Genomic DNA, 14,060 nt, shown 5'->3' on the forward strand with positions numbered 1-14,060 from the left:
AAACAAAGGAGAGAAAACAATGGAAAAGAAAACATGGAGATTTTATTTTACTGAAGACGATTACAGACAAATGAGGGCATCTCGTATGAGTGTGGCTCTTCAATTAGCTTTTGATTTCGACTCAAACAAGGACAATAACGACCCTTTAGATAAGTATATTTTAGATAACACAGGCTTAAAGTTATATCATTCAGAAATTGAAGATGTGTTAATTATGAAAATATATATAGTATCAAAGCTTGAAGAAATGTTCGATGATTTAAACAATAAACAATACACAGAAGATGAATTTAAAAAAATATATCAACAAAATTTTTCTGATATTTGTGAAAATATAGTTGCAGATTTTTATATCAACGATAACGCAGGTTCATATTATGAAATAGTTAATCCAATTTTATCGGCTCAAATGGATGCTGCTGATGAATCTTCAAAAGAAATTATCGATAATATAGAAGAAACTATCAATAAAGCACAAGAGGATTCTCTTCCAAAGATTGAGCTTCCTGATGAATTAAAGATAAAGGAAGACAATAATGATGAGGTTTTAAATGAAGATTTAATTGAAGAAGTAGATTTGAATACCGAAGAAGAAACTGACAGCAATACTTCTGAAGAAAAAGAAGAAGAAACCGACAGCAATACTTCTGAAGAAAAAGAAGATGAGTTAGAAAAAGATACAGATGGAGAAGAAAAGTCAGAGGATAACAAAGAAGATGAAGGGCCATCTTCAATTAAAGTAGAAATGTAGGAAATATTTTGAAAAGATTATTAAAGATTTTTATTACAGTGTTTGTGCTTTGTATATGGTTGACTTCTTGTTCAAGTAAAGACAATTCAAATAAGCAAACACTAACATTACAGGAAAAGCAAAATGCAATAAGCGAATACAAATCCAAGTTAATGAAAATAGATAATCAAATAGAAGAATTGCCAACATCTCTTTTGAAATTAAAAGTATGGGTTCTTGAAAATCAACCAACAAAAGGAGAAGAAGGATCCCTTTTAGCATCAACTGTAAATGGGTTAGATGGTGAGTTTAAAGTACTAAAGTATGCAATAGATAAATATGAGGGCTATCCAGAACTTAATAATTGGACTAACTACTCAAAAGAATTATATTCAACTTACAAGCAGTATTCTATAGATTATCTAAGAAATATTATAAATGCTAAGGATAAGGAAGATCAGATAAATAGGATAAATAGAACCATTGAAGCTACAAAGACTCTAAAAGAATATAGCGAAACCATGCAAAAAGATTTATATAAAAAATAAAAAATCGTGTATATATGGTTTCCTTCCAGAAATTCAACTTTTTTTTGCAGGTTTCGTTTATATATTTCTCGCAATGGCGAGAGGTGTGTAAATAATACAAAACAAAGAAAAAAAACAAAGAAAAATCAATTAATTTGTTTTGTATTATCGCATAGATCTAAGCTTTTATTAGTATTTTACCCGCACACGCGGGGGTGTTCCTTTAAAGAATTCATGTGGGCAAAAGCGTTCTTTGTTTTACCCGCACACGCGGGGGTATTCCTGTTAATAAGACCGACTTCTAGAATTAAGCTATATTTTACCCGCACATGCGGGGGTGTCTCTCGACTTACACTCTTTGTGATTATAATATCAACTTTTCTCGCACTTTGCGAGTGTGTCTCAGAAAATTTGGCATAAGTATCCTGTATTTTTTCTCGCACTTTGCGAGTGTATTTCAGATGTTATTGCTGGCACACAAGATACATTTTTTGCAATAGCAAGTGTTTTTCAAATAGCAAGTGTTTTTCATAAGGTATTCACTAACGATGTATAGAGTCAATAATTTCTCGCACATAGCGAGTGATAAATAATGAGGGGGTATTATCAATGAAATTAAACAAAATTAAGAAAATGTTAATCAGAGTTGTTGTTATTGTTGGCTTTTTTCTAACAATGCTTAACAATAATAATCAGGTTTTTGCGAGCAGGACAGATTCAAAATGGTATTATGAAGACAACTTAAATGTGTTGTCAAATGAAACTAAAGATAAAATAAACGAGGCAAATAATAATTTAGAGGATAATGGCGAAATATTTGTTCTAACGGTAAATAATCTTGAATACGATGTTAAGGAATATGCTGATAAAGCGTTTGAGAAATGTGGTTTGGAGAGTTCCAATAATAAAAAAGACGTATTAATATTATTAGCAAAAACTTCTAAAGGCGAACAATACTTAAGGATTATAACTAGTAAAGGGCTTGATGAGATTCTTTCTGATAATAAAGTTAATAGAATTATCGAGGATAAAATGATGCCTTCATTCGAAAATAATAAAGTTGATGAGGGAATAGCTAACGGTTTTACTGAAATATATAAAATTATAGAAAAAAGCGAAAAGAAAGAGAAAGAAAAAGCTGATGATAATATTAATTTATATTTATCAAGTATTATTCCGTTTATGTTTTTTATGTTTTTTATGTTAAGAGATGATTAATAGATTAAGTGGATAAGAAAACAAGAAGAGCTATTATAAGCCCTTCTTGTTTTCTTCGTATAATACATTAAGTGGATTAGTATTAACTGCTTTTTTTAAGTTTTTATCGTAGACATGTGTATATATTTCAGTAGTTTTTGAACTAGCGTGTCCTAGAATTTGCTGAAGGCTTCTTAAATCTACATTTCCATGTTGATACATGAGTGTTGCTGATGTATGTCTAAGTTTATGGGTAGAGAACAACTGATCGTTAAGGTTTGCCTTTCTTAAATATTTTTTAACTACATCTCCAATTCTTTCACAACTAATTCTAGAATATGTGTGTTTGTTTTTTGTTATAAATAAAGCTTTATTATCTTTTGCATCTTTTGGTCTAACTCTTAAATAATCGTTGATTGATTGTTTAGTTAAATCATTTAGATATATTGTTCTTTCTTTTGCACCTTTTCCCATAACTATAATATAATCTTCTTTTATATCTTCAATATTTATAGAACGCAATTCAGAACGTCTTAATGCACAGTTTAATAACATTACAATCATACATTTGTTTCTGGTACATACCCATTTTAGTTTAGATGATTTATGTTGTTCAATATCTTTATCTACTACATTAACTAAAGATACGGCTTCTTCCAACGTAAGATATACGGGTAGATTTTTTTCAGCCTTTGGAATTCTTATATTCTTTACGTTATTTTTTATATCGTAATGTTCTTCGAGATATGAGTAGAATGATTTTAATTGTCTTATCTTAGTAATGACAGAAGATTCTTTTAAATTTCTTTCAAGCTTTAATTCGGCTAAGAAATCATTGACGTGTCTTTTTTCAACTTGTTCATAAAACTTTTCATCAACACTTAAATAATGTTCGTCATATTTTCCTGTTATGATATCATAGTATGGTTTATCGTAAAAAGTTAAAAACATCTTTTTAGTAAATATCGTAATCAGAGAAAAATAATCAATGATAGTATGCTTCGATAGATTGTACATTACATATAAATCTTTAACGTAGTTTGAAATAAATGGGGGAACCTCCGTTACTTCAACTTTTAAAGATTTAGAATTTGTATTTAATATTTTTTCTAAAAGACTATCTCTTTGTTTCATTTTCTATTTCCTTTCTAGAATACCTATAATATCGTTGTATTCATTTTCTGATATATTTATGTCGTTCAATTTCTTTTTTATTTCTTCTATGTCCGTCTTACCGATAAATTTAATAGGTGTTAGAACAATTTCTCCATTAACGACTTTACATTCAAGATTAGTTCCTTTTTCTATGTTTAACTCTTGCATAATTTCTTTTGGAATTGTTATTTGAGATTTTGATTTAATTTCTATAATCATAATATCCTACTTTCTGATTTTCTTCTTTAATTATATTCTGACACAACTACAATCTTTTGTCAATATGCCGGGTGAGACTGAAATAGAATGGTAGGGTAGCTATTTTTTATAAATTTTCTAAAATCCATAAAAAAAGACCTCATATAAGCTCTTATACGAAGGTTTTAATGTTTGAGGTATGTAATTATATGTCTAGAAGATAAAACTGCGTTAACGTGGCATATAATACGATAGACTGTAAAACATGCTTTTAGGATACATTTTTAACAATAATTTGTAAAATTAAGATGAGAAAATAAAACTATATAAGATTTTCGCAAAATTCATTTCAATATTTTCAAAATGATTGTGTTCGTGGGTATAACATAATTAAGGAGTGAGAGTTCTTTGAAAACAAAATATTTTTTTGGAATTTGTAGAGCATTGTAAAATAACATGTTATAATTTTAAGGTGATTTTATTTTTAAGGTGATTTTATGAAACTTAAAAAATAAATAAAAAAAAGCCAATTAATGGCTTTCTTCTATCGTATGTGATATAAAACGTTATATTATTTCCATAATATAAACCTTTAGATATTTCTATAAATTCACGATTTACCCTATTTGTAGATCAAAATTCGAAATAATCCTTACTTAATCCTAGCTCTGTTGCTCTGTTACGCATTTTCTTTAAAGTAGTTGTTATACATTTTTCAACAACGCTTTTTTCAACATTAAACTTATTTGCAATTTGTAACTTTGTAAAGCTAGAATAAAACAGCATTGTCATAGCGTATTCTATCTCTGTTAAATCTTTACAAAGAAGTTTAAAGATTTCATAATTTTCTGAATAAACTTCACTAATATTTGTGCTATCTTTATACAAACTTTGTATTTGTGAATCACTATAATACTCTAAATACATATCTTTATCTTGTGTATCGGTTAATTCATCTAAAGATTTAACTGCAACATAATTGCACTTATCAAATTTAAAATCATTAGCTATACCTTGTTGTTTTGCCTTTTTATAATCTTTTTGAATGTTTTCATAAAGAGTTCTTGTTCCAGTAAAGTATCGTAAATGATGATCTCTGCAATAGTTTCTAATTTTACCTTGTATACAGCTTGAAGCATAAGTCGTAAACCTTATCTTTTTAGATTGATCAAATGTGTCAAAACATCGATACACAGCTGTTAACCCCTCAGAAATAAGATCATCTCTAATTTCTGAAAATTCAAAGTTTTGGTAATTGTTTCTATGACAATAGGAATTAACATATGAATAAACTAATGGCATAAACTCTTTTAAAAATTGATTGGCTAATTTTATTTTACTGTTTTCATCAATATCAGGACTATTATATGCTTTAAAAAAGTTTTCTTCATCCTCTTTTGAAATATGTTTTCTTGTTTCGTTAGATGATATAGGCATTGTTAGTTTTCTAACGATTCCTTTACTCTTTCCCCTAATAATTGTATAATTTATATTTTTCACACTTTTCCTCCTCAATAGTTATTCTATCAAGTATTTTGTCAATTGTGTTAAAATATAAAATATAGGGATAGAAATTCTGTCATATATATAGTCCGACACAATACTATAATATTGTATTTATTTTAAACAATGCCTTATTCATATAATATACATGTTTGTTCAGCGAAAAAAAGAAAAAAATAACCGTAGAAGAAAATCTACGGTTATAATCGCTTATTTATTTTTGAAACTCTTGAAATGCCTTATATTTTTCAACTTCTTCTGGATGGCTTTCTTTATATTCTTTTATCATTGAATTTATTAAACTTACCATCGTATCTTTCTTCCAAATTGATAAGAAATCAATAAAGTTATAATCTTCCTCATATATTCTAATACTCTTTGAATTATCTGTCTTTCTTTCCAAAATATTAGTACTTATAATGTTCTTGTTCTTTTTGTTATTATCGTCTCTATAATCTCTGCTCTTCATAATATTCCCCCCTACATACTTACAGTTCTAGTTAGTGCTTCATCTAAAACATCTTCATACATTTTTAATGTACGCTTGTCATATGGTAAATGGCTTGTTATTCCATTATTAGACCACGATTTTACCCTATCTGAGGCCTTAATCATGTTGCTAAAACAATCTACGTTAAATTCGCTATTATATCTTTGTATATACGTTCTGTCGGTAGATGAATCCCCCACTAAATATGGAACTATTCCTAATAATTCAAATCCATCAAATACTTGATTTGATATTTGTGTTAAAAACATAAAGTATCTGTCTGTGCTATCAAATGCTAGTGGTACTGTTTGTGTTGCTATAATTACATAATCACTTGCTATTATTGCGTTTTGTGTTGACAATCCCGTTGTAGGAGATGTGTCAATAATTATATAATCATAATCATTTCTAACTTCTTCTAGCTTAGTCCTTAAAATAAAAGGAATAGATTGTTCTTTATAAATCTTTCCAACGTTATTTTCGAAGTTTGCCATATCCCAACTACCTACTAGTATGTCTAATGTACTTGTTACGGGTTGAATATAGTTCTTTATACTTTCAGCTGAAAATAAGGCTTGGTATATGTTTTTGTTCTCGTCAAATTTTTTTTCATAAGTTATTTCTAAAAGTTTAGATAAATTTGATTGTTGATCTGTATCAATTACTAATACTTTTTCTTTTCTTAAGTCACTAAGTATATAAGTGAATACAGTGCTAAGTGTCGTTTTTCCAACTCCACCTTTGTTATTCCCTATAGTTATAACCATGTTTTTCTCCTTTACTTGTTATTTGTTACATGTGTTTTGTATTATAGTTACATTATATCATTGTGTTAATGTAATTGCAATACATTTCTATATGTGTTTTAATTACTTGTCGCTTTGTAGTACTATTGTTATTATTTTATCTTTATAATCATATTCTTTTCGTTATCTTGTTTTCTTTTAACTGATTTAATCTATTTACAGATTACAATTAAATTGGTACATGGGCTTGTATGTTTGATTTATTTCAAATGCAACAAATTCTGTCATATACAAAACATAAGGTAAAAGCCAAAGAATATTTTACGTTCTTGTCTTTTAAAACCAAAAATATATTAGAAAGGGGTTAAGACAAAGATTCAGATATACATTGTTGTAATATCTGATCTGTTGCTCAAAAAACACAATGAAAATAGACTATAACAACATTAGACCGCTTGATGAAAGTGATTACAAATTAAAACCGGAACAAGAAATTGCTAAAGAGCTTAAACATATCAGAATCAAACAATTGCATCTATCTCAAAATGATATTGCTAAGCTTTGTGGAATTTCAAGAACTGCTTGGGGTCATTATGAAAAAGGTAGATGTCTTCCATCAAGAGAAAGAATGGCAAAAATAGCAACATTAGCAGATAAATCTGTTCAAGAGATTTTCTATGATGTAAATGCAGAGAAAAAAGTGGATTAAAAAGGACAAACAAATGTATAACGATTACAAAATGCGAATACCGTTAATAAAAATTACTGATAAAGCTAGTCCTCGATCAAATCATTATATAGGTACTAATATTCACGATAGGTTGAGTTTTAGAAATAAAGATCTAGTTTACTCAAATATTCAAAATGGGGATAGTACCCTATTTGATGATAGCGGATATTCTTTTGAAAACGGTGATGTAGAAATGCTTACATTGGCTGATGTTTTGGATATACAAGCAGATATTCTGGACTGTTGCTTTGATAAAAATTATTTAAAGGTTAAAGAAGAACTTATGTCATATTTTGAAAAAATGGGTGCAATTAAAAGAAATAAAGATGAAGAATTACTAAAAAATATATTAGAACAACTATAAGGAGGCTTTTTAGTTGAAGTGGTCGTGTGAAGAAATACAAGTATGTAAAAAAGTGATTCATGATAATCCTAGAGAAAGACTCTCTAAGGTTGCAGAGAAAATATCGAACGAATTAAACAGAACTTATAGTTCCGTTAGATCTTTTCTTATATATAATCTTGAGATTATCGATTTTAGAAAAGAACATGAAATATTTACGAACAAAGAAAGGAGACAAATCATGGATGACAATTTATATGATGAAGATGAATCTGTAATAGATGATGAAGGTAATTTTAAAATTGATTATAAAAAATTTTTTGATAAGGTTAAACACGAAAATAAAGTAGCGGAGAAATTTATCGAAGGTGAAAAATACGCTATTTATGATGTGAACAAAACTAAAGAAAAATTCAGATGTTACGCTACCCTAGTTGATAAAGATGAAAGATTTGCAAGGTTTAAAATCAAATCATTTTGCGAATGTTTTTTGTGGAATGATTATGGCGTAGGCTGGAAAGCAAAAGATAATTAGAGTTTGGGAGGATATATGAAATTTAGGAAATTGAGCAGGAATCCTCGGTGATTCAATTGCCGAGATGAAAGCGGCAGGCGAACATTTGTTTGCTTATTTGATTGAAATATAGTATACTATATGTATGAAAGATAACCTAGTATATTACCGCACTTCGGTGTGCAATATTAACTACCATATTGTATGGTCTGTAAAACATAGAAGAAAAATATTGTCAGCTGAAATTGAGAGCTATCTCAAAGAGTTGGCAATAGAAATTGGCGAAGATAAAGGCTTTACTGTGAAACTGTTTGAGTGTGGAGAAATGGATTATATATATTGTTTCATATCTGCCCCACCTAAATTATCGGTAACAATAATTGTTAAGTATTTAAAGGGAATAACGGGAAGAAAGCTTTTTGAGAAATATCCAGACTTAAGACAAAAGCTATGGAAAGGACAACTATGGAATCATTCGTATTATTGTGAAACCATTGGTTGTGTATCAGAAGAAGATATCAAGAGATATATCGAAAAACAATCTAAAGCATATTAAGGAGGTGAATATATGCTACTAGCACGAAAAACAAGCGTAATTTTGACAAATAAACAATCTAACATTATAGGTCACATGTGCTATGCGGCATATAAGCTTTGGAATGTTTGTAATTATGAAAAACTAAACTACAAAGAATTAAATCTTCCTTGTGATTATCCAAATTGGTATTTTCAAAAGAAATACCATAAAGACGATTTATGGTATAAACAACTTCCATCTCAAACGGCACAAGAAGTTTGTAAACAACTAGATAAATCATGGAAGTCGTTTTATTCTCTATTAAAAAGCAAAAGCCCTAATGTTGTTAATCCAAAACCACCTAAATACAAGTCTGATAATATAGCAATTACTTATATGCAAAATGCGATATCACATAAAGTAGATGAGAATATTATAAGACTTTCTTTATCAAAAAGATTAAAGGAATATATGTATCTTAACTATGGCATTGAAGATAATTACCTTTATCTTGAAAATAAGTTTTTCAAGGACTTTGATGTAATAAAACAGATAAAAATATATCCTCCGATAAATGGTAAGAGCAATATTATCGTAATCTACGAAATTAAAGATATAGATTATCGTGTAGATAATAATTCATATCTAAGTATTGACCTTGGACTTCACAACCTCTTTTCTTGTTTTAACTCTAATACTCATGAGAGTTTTATAATCGGAAGAAAATATCTTGCGATATGTCATAAATACAATAAAGAGATATCAAGAGTGCAATCACAATACAGTAGTATTCAAAATGCTAAAGGAATAAAAAATCCTAAAAGTTCAAAACATATCTCTAGCCTATTTTTAAAGAAGAATAATTGTATAAATGACTACTTGCATAAAACAACAAGAGCCATTGTGAATTACTGTGTAGTTAACAATATCAATACAGTAATAATCGGAGATATTAAAGGAATAAGAAAAGATAATAATATTGGACATGTTAATAATCAAAAATTACATTCCTTGCCATACAATAAAATATATCAAATGCTTGAATATAAGCTAAGATTGGAAGGGATAAGACTAGTTAAACAAAAAGAATCATATTCTAGTCAAACAAGCCCAGTAGCCCCATTTGTAAGTAAAGAGTATGCTAAAAAATCAAACAGAATAAAAAGAGGATTGTATAGAGATGGGGATAATATTTGGAACGCTGATATAATCGGAGCTTACAATATATTAAGATTATATTTGCAAGAAGAAAAAAGGGTTATTAATCTCAATCCTTATGAGATAAAAAGCCCTTATCTATTAAAAGTAGCTGTGTAAAAAGCAGTATAGGTGTTATGGACACACCCCGAATCTGCGATGTATTTGCATCGTATATCGGATGCTCGGTAATTCAATTGCCGAGTAGTTCACATGTTACGCTACCTTAGTTGATAAGGATGATAGGTTTGCAAGATTTAAAATAAAATCATTTAGCGAATGTTTCTTGTGGAATGATTATGGTGTAGGTTGGAAAGCTAAAGAGGAGTAAGACTTATGGATAAAAACAAAACATATTGTTGTAGCCTTTACGGAGATAAAGGAACGTATTTAAATGAGATGTTCGATAGTTTTGATAAAGCAAAAACTGAAGGTCTAAGGGTTTTACGAGAGTTTAACGAAAACATAGATAACTCTGACTATATCCCCAATCAAGATATTTTTGCAGAAGAATTAGTGGAATTAGTGGATTCATGTAATCGTTCTGAGATTATGTTATTGTCAACAATAAAGGAGTTTTGGATAATTGAGTTCGAAAAACCTGAGGTTCCACAAAACTGTGGAGAATGGATTGTTGAAACGATTGATGAAAATTATTGGGATAACATTTATTTTTTAAATGACAAATATAGTTTAGCAGAAAGTCTAGGTAACGAAAAAATAAAAGAACTAAGCAATCTTATTTATAATTTTTTAGATAAAGAAACCGAAGACTACGAATATTCATTAATGTCAGAAAGTTATATCGTGGGCGTAGACTAGACTCTCGCCCATTGTTTTATAGGAGAATATTATGGAAAATACAAGAACAGAAAAAGAAATTCAAGATATTAATATCGATGTGTTTATCAATACGGTAGATCAAATATTAGGGAAAGAATTAAACACAAAACAAGCAAAGAAAATTATTAGACAAATTAAAAGATTGGAAAGAAAAATAAGTGCTCGTGAATCTGGAAAGGTATTAATAACTAATAGTTTATGCGTTATTCTGGGGTGGAAAGAAAATACTGAATATATAGTAGATAACAGAAGATATAAGATCTCAGATAATATCTTATATTATAAAGACCCAATGTTCAATGTTTGGCAAGAAAACAAAGGACAATTATCAAAATTTGATAAATTCTTCAATGCTAAAGAAATTAGTGAAAACTATCACCTATATAACGAAGAATTGGGCGATTACGGATATCTAAATGTCGTTGATTTTAAAAATGATGAAGAAAAGATTTTGTTTGATGGAAACAAAAAGATCTTTGGTATAAGAAATATATTTACTGAAGAAGAGTGTAATTACTTGAAAAATAAATATAAATCAGCTGATTTGTGTAAGATGGAGGGAATCGAATGATAAATATTAAATATGATTTAAATAAATTGGTAACCAAAGTGATTATAGGATCATTGATTATTTTTACTATAACATGTTTAATTCGAGTAAATAATCCAATTTATAGGTATTATTTTCCGGGAATTCAATTCTATGAAAATGTAGTAATAAATGATTTAAAAACATTTCAACAACGAGAAAGAACTAAAGAATTAAAATCTAAGATAGAAGAATCTAAAAGAACTTATACTAATAAACTCAAAGAATTAGAGATTCTAGATGATAATAACACACTTGATACAACAAATGTTTATGCTTATAAGAAGTTTGTGTATGAAAGTGGTTTTATTAATGAGACAATAAAGAACATGTCAACAGAAGATTTGCTGAAATATTATGGTGAAATGAATAATCAAGATAAAGTTTTTGCGGTAATAACTGCAATTAGCCGAGGAGAGAAAGACAAAATATCTGAAGATAAAATTGAGTTTGCAAATTCTATAATTTCTAAAGAAATATCAAAATCAAAATCTGTAATAAAAGACAGCGAAAACGAAATAAAGCAGATGGAGCAATCTATATTAGATTATCAAATCAAGCCAAAAATGGGTTCTGTAAAGATATTTGGATTTATCAGTTCACTTAGTCTAATCGTCTTAACAATAGGTCTAATATTTTTAGTTATTGATGACTCAATATTTTAAAAGGAGGTGTAAATATGGGATTATCGGAAATTCACGATGCGTATAAAGAGATAAAAGAAAATATATATCATAGCGTTCCAGAACCATACGAACTAGATAGAAAATATATGGAATACGAGTATTGTTATCTAGAATCAGAGCTTTATGCAGTTAGAAAAAAAGGAAAAGAAATAATAAGCCTTGTTAAAGCCAGAAGCCCACTTCAAGCGATAACAAAAGTTTTGGAGGAATAATGGAAGAATTAAACAAAAATATATTAAATGTGACACAAGACCTTGGTCTAGATGTAACGATCTCTAATAACATTCTTGCAACTATTGAGAAGTTATCAGATTTGTTAAAAGGCGTGTGCTTAGACGATCTTGACCTAATAAAAGATAGCATTTGCAATGTGTATATAACCCTCGTTGTAGGAAATGAGCTTGATTCTAAAGTCGATTTGGATAAGATTTATACGATTATGCGAGAGTTCAGAAAAGTTTCTAAAAAACCTTGTGAAAGTAAACTAATCATTATAGAACAAATAGCGAAGCTTATTAATTTTATAGTAGGTGTTCAAAATTATAAAAAGCTTGTTGCATCAGGTATTATTGATGTCCTATTAACTGTTGGTGATTATTATAAGATAGACATTATTGATTCTATAAAGCAATCTCCCCATTTATAAAAATGGGGATGTTTTTTGTTCACGTTTGTTTTTATAACCACTTGCATTTTGTGGGTATAACAAGAATAATAGAAAGAGAAGGTGGAATGTGAGATGTCTCAAAGAATAAATAAAACCGATATAGATATCGGATATAACGCATACGATACATTAACAGGTGCAACAGTTGAAATATTAGAAAAAATTAATACTGAATATTTTAACTTTTGGATTTGCAAAAGACTAGATAAAGAGGAAATAATAATATGCGATGAAAATAATTTAAAAGATTTTTACATTTACTAAAATCTGAAAATTCAGATATTTATAACCTATATTTTGGCACAATTAAACTAAAAGGTCAAGATTTTTCTAAAAATCTCCCTTTTTGCCTAATTATATTTCTTAAATATTTGTTGTAAAAAAGCAGGTGCTATATACCTGCTTTTTCTGCCTTATATTAGCTTGTTCATCTCTTCCATCTCTTCTAGCACATCTTTTGCGTAAACAATTTCGCAAGGTTCATCAATCTTATTAAAGGATTGTGGAAGATAATAATCTATTATCGGCTTGTACACTCCCCTATCTTCTCTAACAATAGCTACAAGCTTAGGGCTAAACTCGTGTAAGTCTGCTCTAAATTCTTCCAAAAGATTTTCATAATCATATGAAATATTTATGCCATCGCATAATCTTGATAATATAAAAGCTGTTTGGAGGTCTAGATCTTCGACATTCATCTCCCCTGCTCTTATGCTGTCTATCATTCCTTTGTTAACGCCTGTGCTTTGTTCGATTAGTTCAGATGTGAACGCTTCGTTTTCTAACAATAATTTTATTTTTTCTATATCAATTGATTTTGAACTCATTTTCCCACCTATAATCTAAAACTCATCTTCTGGTTCAACGTAGCAGTACTTTTCCATTTCTTTCAAAGCATCTTCTACTTTTATAACTTCACACTTTTGATTGATTTGCCCGAATTCAGATTGTAGATAATATGAAATGATTGGTTGGTAGCCATATAACTCATAATCTCTTACAATCGCAACATAATCACTGTTTTCGTTAAAAGAGCCAATACCAATATACCCCATCATTTCTCTATAGTCTTCTTTTATACACTCGTTTTCGCCTAACTTAATAAGTTTCATAACCTGTGATATTCTAAGATTTTCGAATTCCATATATCCCATTCGAAGTCCTACAATTAATTCATAGTCTAATCCGGTTTTCTCTGCGATTTCTTCTAGTGGCATTCCAGAACCTAATGCTTCTCGTGCTTTCCAAATTTCTAACTTCCTAATTTCTAAATCCATAAACAAAACTCCTCTACCATGTATTTATCATTATTTTATCACAAAACATTAGAGAAAAAATAAATAAGCCCCTAATAAACTTTTGTTCAATCGTTATAATATTGTCGATTGGAATTATCTAGCTATTTTGTTGTTATAATTTTGGAAACGA

General features: G+C 28.8%; 21 protein-coding genes. 14 read left to right on the plus strand and 7 right to left on the minus strand.

The window, feature by feature from the left end:
- The first annotated feature begins 19 nt into the window (after window positions 1–19).
- From ABDJ34_RS07990 to ABDJ34_RS08000, 3 genes are all read left to right on the plus strand, one after another.
- Entirely contained in the window at window positions 20–751 is a 732-nt protein-coding gene (locus ABDJ34_RS07990) for a hypothetical protein (protein WP_412701981.1), read from the plus strand.
- 8 nt (window positions 752–759) lie between these two features.
- Window positions 760–1,278: a hypothetical protein gene (locus tag ABDJ34_RS07995; RefSeq protein ID WP_412701982.1), complete on the plus strand. Its 519-nt coding sequence runs from the start codon at window positions 760–762 to the stop codon at window positions 1,276–1,278.
- Window positions 1,279–1,866: 588 nt separating this feature from the next.
- Window positions 1,867–2,475 carry a TPM domain-containing protein gene (locus tag ABDJ34_RS08000; protein ID WP_412701983.1) on the plus strand — a complete coding sequence of 203 codons (609 nt, stop codon included), beginning with the start codon at window positions 1,867–1,869 and terminating at the stop codon, window positions 2,473–2,475.
- 33 nt (window positions 2,476–2,508) lie between these two features.
- Here the strand turns inward: ABDJ34_RS08000 and ABDJ34_RS08005 are convergent, their stop codons facing one another.
- From ABDJ34_RS08005 to ABDJ34_RS08025, 5 genes are all read right to left on the minus strand, one after another.
- On the minus strand, window positions 2,509–3,588 hold the full coding sequence (locus ABDJ34_RS08005) for a tyrosine-type recombinase/integrase (RefSeq protein WP_412701984.1): 1,080 nt from the start codon (window positions 3,586–3,588) through the stop codon (window positions 2,509–2,511).
- 3 nt (window positions 3,589–3,591) lie between these two features.
- Window positions 3,592–3,828, minus strand: a complete 237-nt coding sequence (locus ABDJ34_RS08010; RefSeq protein ID WP_412701985.1) for an AbrB/MazE/SpoVT family DNA-binding domain-containing protein — start codon at window positions 3,826–3,828, stop codon at window positions 3,592–3,594.
- 612 nt (window positions 3,829–4,440) lie between these two features.
- A complete protein-coding gene (locus ABDJ34_RS08015) occupies window positions 4,441–5,307 on the minus strand; it encodes a sigma-70 family RNA polymerase sigma factor (protein ID WP_412701986.1) in 867 nt (288 codons plus the stop codon).
- Window positions 5,308–5,524: 217 nt separating this feature from the next.
- The gene (locus tag ABDJ34_RS08020) at window positions 5,525–5,779 is read right to left on the minus strand and encodes a hypothetical protein (protein ID WP_316517928.1); all 255 of its coding nucleotides are present in this window, start codon (window positions 5,777–5,779) and stop codon (window positions 5,525–5,527) included.
- Between the two features lie 11 nt (window positions 5,780–5,790).
- Complete coding sequence (locus ABDJ34_RS08025; RefSeq protein WP_412701987.1) at window positions 5,791–6,567, minus strand: ParA family protein; 777 nt, start codon at window positions 6,565–6,567, stop codon at window positions 5,791–5,793.
- A gap of 403 nt (window positions 6,568–6,970) precedes the next feature.
- Between ABDJ34_RS08025 and ABDJ34_RS08030 the strand changes: the two genes are divergently transcribed.
- From ABDJ34_RS08030 to ABDJ34_RS08080, 11 genes are all read left to right on the plus strand, one after another.
- Window positions 6,971–7,255, plus strand: coding sequence for a helix-turn-helix transcriptional regulator (locus ABDJ34_RS08030; protein ID WP_412701988.1), 285 nt, complete (start codon window positions 6,971–6,973; stop codon window positions 7,253–7,255).
- A gap of 13 nt (window positions 7,256–7,268) precedes the next feature.
- A complete protein-coding gene (locus tag ABDJ34_RS08035; protein WP_412701989.1) occupies window positions 7,269–7,640 on the plus strand; it encodes a hypothetical protein in 372 nt (123 codons plus the stop codon).
- A 13-nt stretch (window positions 7,641–7,653) separates the two neighbouring features.
- Window positions 7,654–8,154, plus strand: a complete 501-nt coding sequence (locus tag ABDJ34_RS08040; RefSeq protein WP_412701990.1) for a hypothetical protein — start codon at window positions 7,654–7,656, stop codon at window positions 8,152–8,154.
- Between the two features lie 124 nt (window positions 8,155–8,278).
- Window positions 8,279–8,689 carry an IS200/IS605 family transposase gene (gene tnpA / locus ABDJ34_RS08045; RefSeq protein ID WP_412701991.1) on the plus strand — a complete coding sequence of 137 codons (411 nt, stop codon included), beginning with the start codon at window positions 8,279–8,281 and terminating at the stop codon, window positions 8,687–8,689.
- Between the two features lie 12 nt (window positions 8,690–8,701).
- A complete protein-coding gene (locus ABDJ34_RS08050) occupies window positions 8,702–9,967 on the plus strand; it encodes an RNA-guided endonuclease InsQ/TnpB family protein (protein ID WP_412701992.1) in 1,266 nt (421 codons plus the stop codon).
- A 216-nt stretch (window positions 9,968–10,183) separates the two neighbouring features.
- Window positions 10,184–10,669 (plus strand): hypothetical protein, encoded by a 486-nt coding sequence (locus ABDJ34_RS08055; RefSeq protein ID WP_412701993.1) that lies wholly within the window; start codon window positions 10,184–10,186, stop codon window positions 10,667–10,669.
- A 31-nt stretch (window positions 10,670–10,700) separates the two neighbouring features.
- Window positions 10,701–11,261: a hypothetical protein gene (locus ABDJ34_RS08060; RefSeq protein ID WP_412701994.1), complete on the plus strand. Its 561-nt coding sequence runs from the start codon at window positions 10,701–10,703 to the stop codon at window positions 11,259–11,261.
- On the plus strand, window positions 11,258–11,944 hold the full coding sequence (locus ABDJ34_RS08065) for a hypothetical protein (RefSeq protein WP_412701995.1): 687 nt from the start codon (window positions 11,258–11,260) through the stop codon (window positions 11,942–11,944). Before ABDJ34_RS08060 ends, ABDJ34_RS08065 begins: the two co-directional genes overlap by 4 nt.
- 14 nt (window positions 11,945–11,958) lie before the next feature.
- Complete coding sequence (locus ABDJ34_RS08070) at window positions 11,959–12,177, plus strand: hypothetical protein (RefSeq protein WP_412701996.1); 219 nt, start codon at window positions 11,959–11,961, stop codon at window positions 12,175–12,177.
- A complete protein-coding gene (locus tag ABDJ34_RS08075) occupies window positions 12,177–12,611 on the plus strand; it encodes a nucleoside triphosphate pyrophosphohydrolase family protein (RefSeq protein ID WP_412701997.1) in 435 nt (144 codons plus the stop codon). The genes ABDJ34_RS08070 and ABDJ34_RS08075 overlap by 1 nt, the downstream gene beginning before the upstream one ends.
- A 93-nt stretch (window positions 12,612–12,704) precedes the next feature.
- Window positions 12,705–12,896 (plus strand): hypothetical protein, encoded by a 192-nt coding sequence (locus tag ABDJ34_RS08080; RefSeq protein WP_412701998.1) that lies wholly within the window; start codon window positions 12,705–12,707, stop codon window positions 12,894–12,896.
- A 149-nt stretch (window positions 12,897–13,045) separates the two neighbouring features.
- Here ABDJ34_RS08080 and ABDJ34_RS08085 read toward each other — a convergent pair whose 3' ends face one another.
- Both ABDJ34_RS08085 and ABDJ34_RS08090 read right to left on the minus strand, forming a co-directional pair.
- Window positions 13,046–13,459, minus strand: a complete 414-nt coding sequence (locus ABDJ34_RS08085; protein ID WP_412701999.1) for a hypothetical protein — start codon at window positions 13,457–13,459, stop codon at window positions 13,046–13,048.
- Between the two features lie 15 nt (window positions 13,460–13,474).
- Window positions 13,475–13,909: a hypothetical protein gene (locus ABDJ34_RS08090; protein WP_412702000.1), complete on the minus strand. Its 435-nt coding sequence runs from the start codon at window positions 13,907–13,909 to the stop codon at window positions 13,475–13,477.
- Between the last annotated feature and the right edge of the window lie 151 nt (window positions 13,910–14,060).

The organism is Finegoldia dalianensis, assembly GCF_046255015.1.
Classification (GTDB): Bacteria; Bacillota; Clostridia; order Tissierellales; family Peptoniphilaceae; genus Finegoldia; species Finegoldia magna.

Excerpts from the sequence above, each read along its gene's own strand:
- ABDJ34_RS08005 (WP_412701984.1), bottom strand. The coding sequence starts at position 3,588 with ATGAAACAAAGAGATAGTCTTTTAGAAAAAATATTAAATACAAATTCT.
- ABDJ34_RS08030 (WP_412701988.1), top strand. The coding sequence starts at position 6,971 with ATGAAAATAGACTATAACAACATTAGACCGCTTGATGAAAGTGATTAC.
- ABDJ34_RS08025 (WP_412701987.1), bottom strand. The coding sequence starts at position 6,567 with ATGGTTATAACTATAGGGAATAACAAAGGTGGAGTTGGAAAAACGACA.
- ABDJ34_RS08070 (WP_412701996.1), top strand. The coding sequence starts at position 11,959 with ATGGGATTATCGGAAATTCACGATGCGTATAAAGAGATAAAAGAAAAT.
- ABDJ34_RS08020 (WP_316517928.1), bottom strand. The coding sequence starts at position 5,779 with ATGAAGAGCAGAGATTATAGAGACGATAATAACAAAAAGAACAAGAAC.
- ABDJ34_RS08090 (WP_412702000.1), bottom strand. The coding sequence starts at position 13,909 with ATGGATTTAGAAATTAGGAAGTTAGAAATTTGGAAAGCACGAGAAGCA.
- ABDJ34_RS07990 (WP_412701981.1), top strand. The coding sequence starts at position 20 with ATGGAAAAGAAAACATGGAGATTTTATTTTACTGAAGACGATTACAGA.
- ABDJ34_RS08010 (WP_412701985.1), bottom strand. The coding sequence starts at position 3,828 with ATGATTATAGAAATTAAATCAAAATCTCAAATAACAATTCCAAAAGAA.
- ABDJ34_RS08050 (WP_412701992.1), top strand. The coding sequence starts at position 8,702 with ATGCTACTAGCACGAAAAACAAGCGTAATTTTGACAAATAAACAATCT.
- ABDJ34_RS08000 (WP_412701983.1), top strand. The coding sequence starts at position 1,867 with ATGAAATTAAACAAAATTAAGAAAATGTTAATCAGAGTTGTTGTTATT.
- ABDJ34_RS08060 (WP_412701994.1), top strand. The coding sequence starts at position 10,701 with ATGGAAAATACAAGAACAGAAAAAGAAATTCAAGATATTAATATCGAT.
- ABDJ34_RS08055 (WP_412701993.1), top strand. The coding sequence starts at position 10,184 with ATGGATAAAAACAAAACATATTGTTGTAGCCTTTACGGAGATAAAGGA.
- ABDJ34_RS08085 (WP_412701999.1), bottom strand. The coding sequence starts at position 13,459 with ATGAGTTCAAAATCAATTGATATAGAAAAAATAAAATTATTGTTAGAA.
- ABDJ34_RS08035 (WP_412701989.1), top strand. The coding sequence starts at position 7,269 with ATGTATAACGATTACAAAATGCGAATACCGTTAATAAAAATTACTGAT.
- ABDJ34_RS08075 (WP_412701997.1), top strand. The coding sequence starts at position 12,177 with ATGGAAGAATTAAACAAAAATATATTAAATGTGACACAAGACCTTGGT.
- ABDJ34_RS08065 (WP_412701995.1), top strand. The coding sequence starts at position 11,258 with ATGATAAATATTAAATATGATTTAAATAAATTGGTAACCAAAGTGATT.
- ABDJ34_RS08080 (WP_412701998.1), top strand. The coding sequence starts at position 12,705 with ATGTCTCAAAGAATAAATAAAACCGATATAGATATCGGATATAACGCA.
- tnpA (WP_412701991.1), top strand. The coding sequence starts at position 8,279 with ATGAAAGATAACCTAGTATATTACCGCACTTCGGTGTGCAATATTAAC.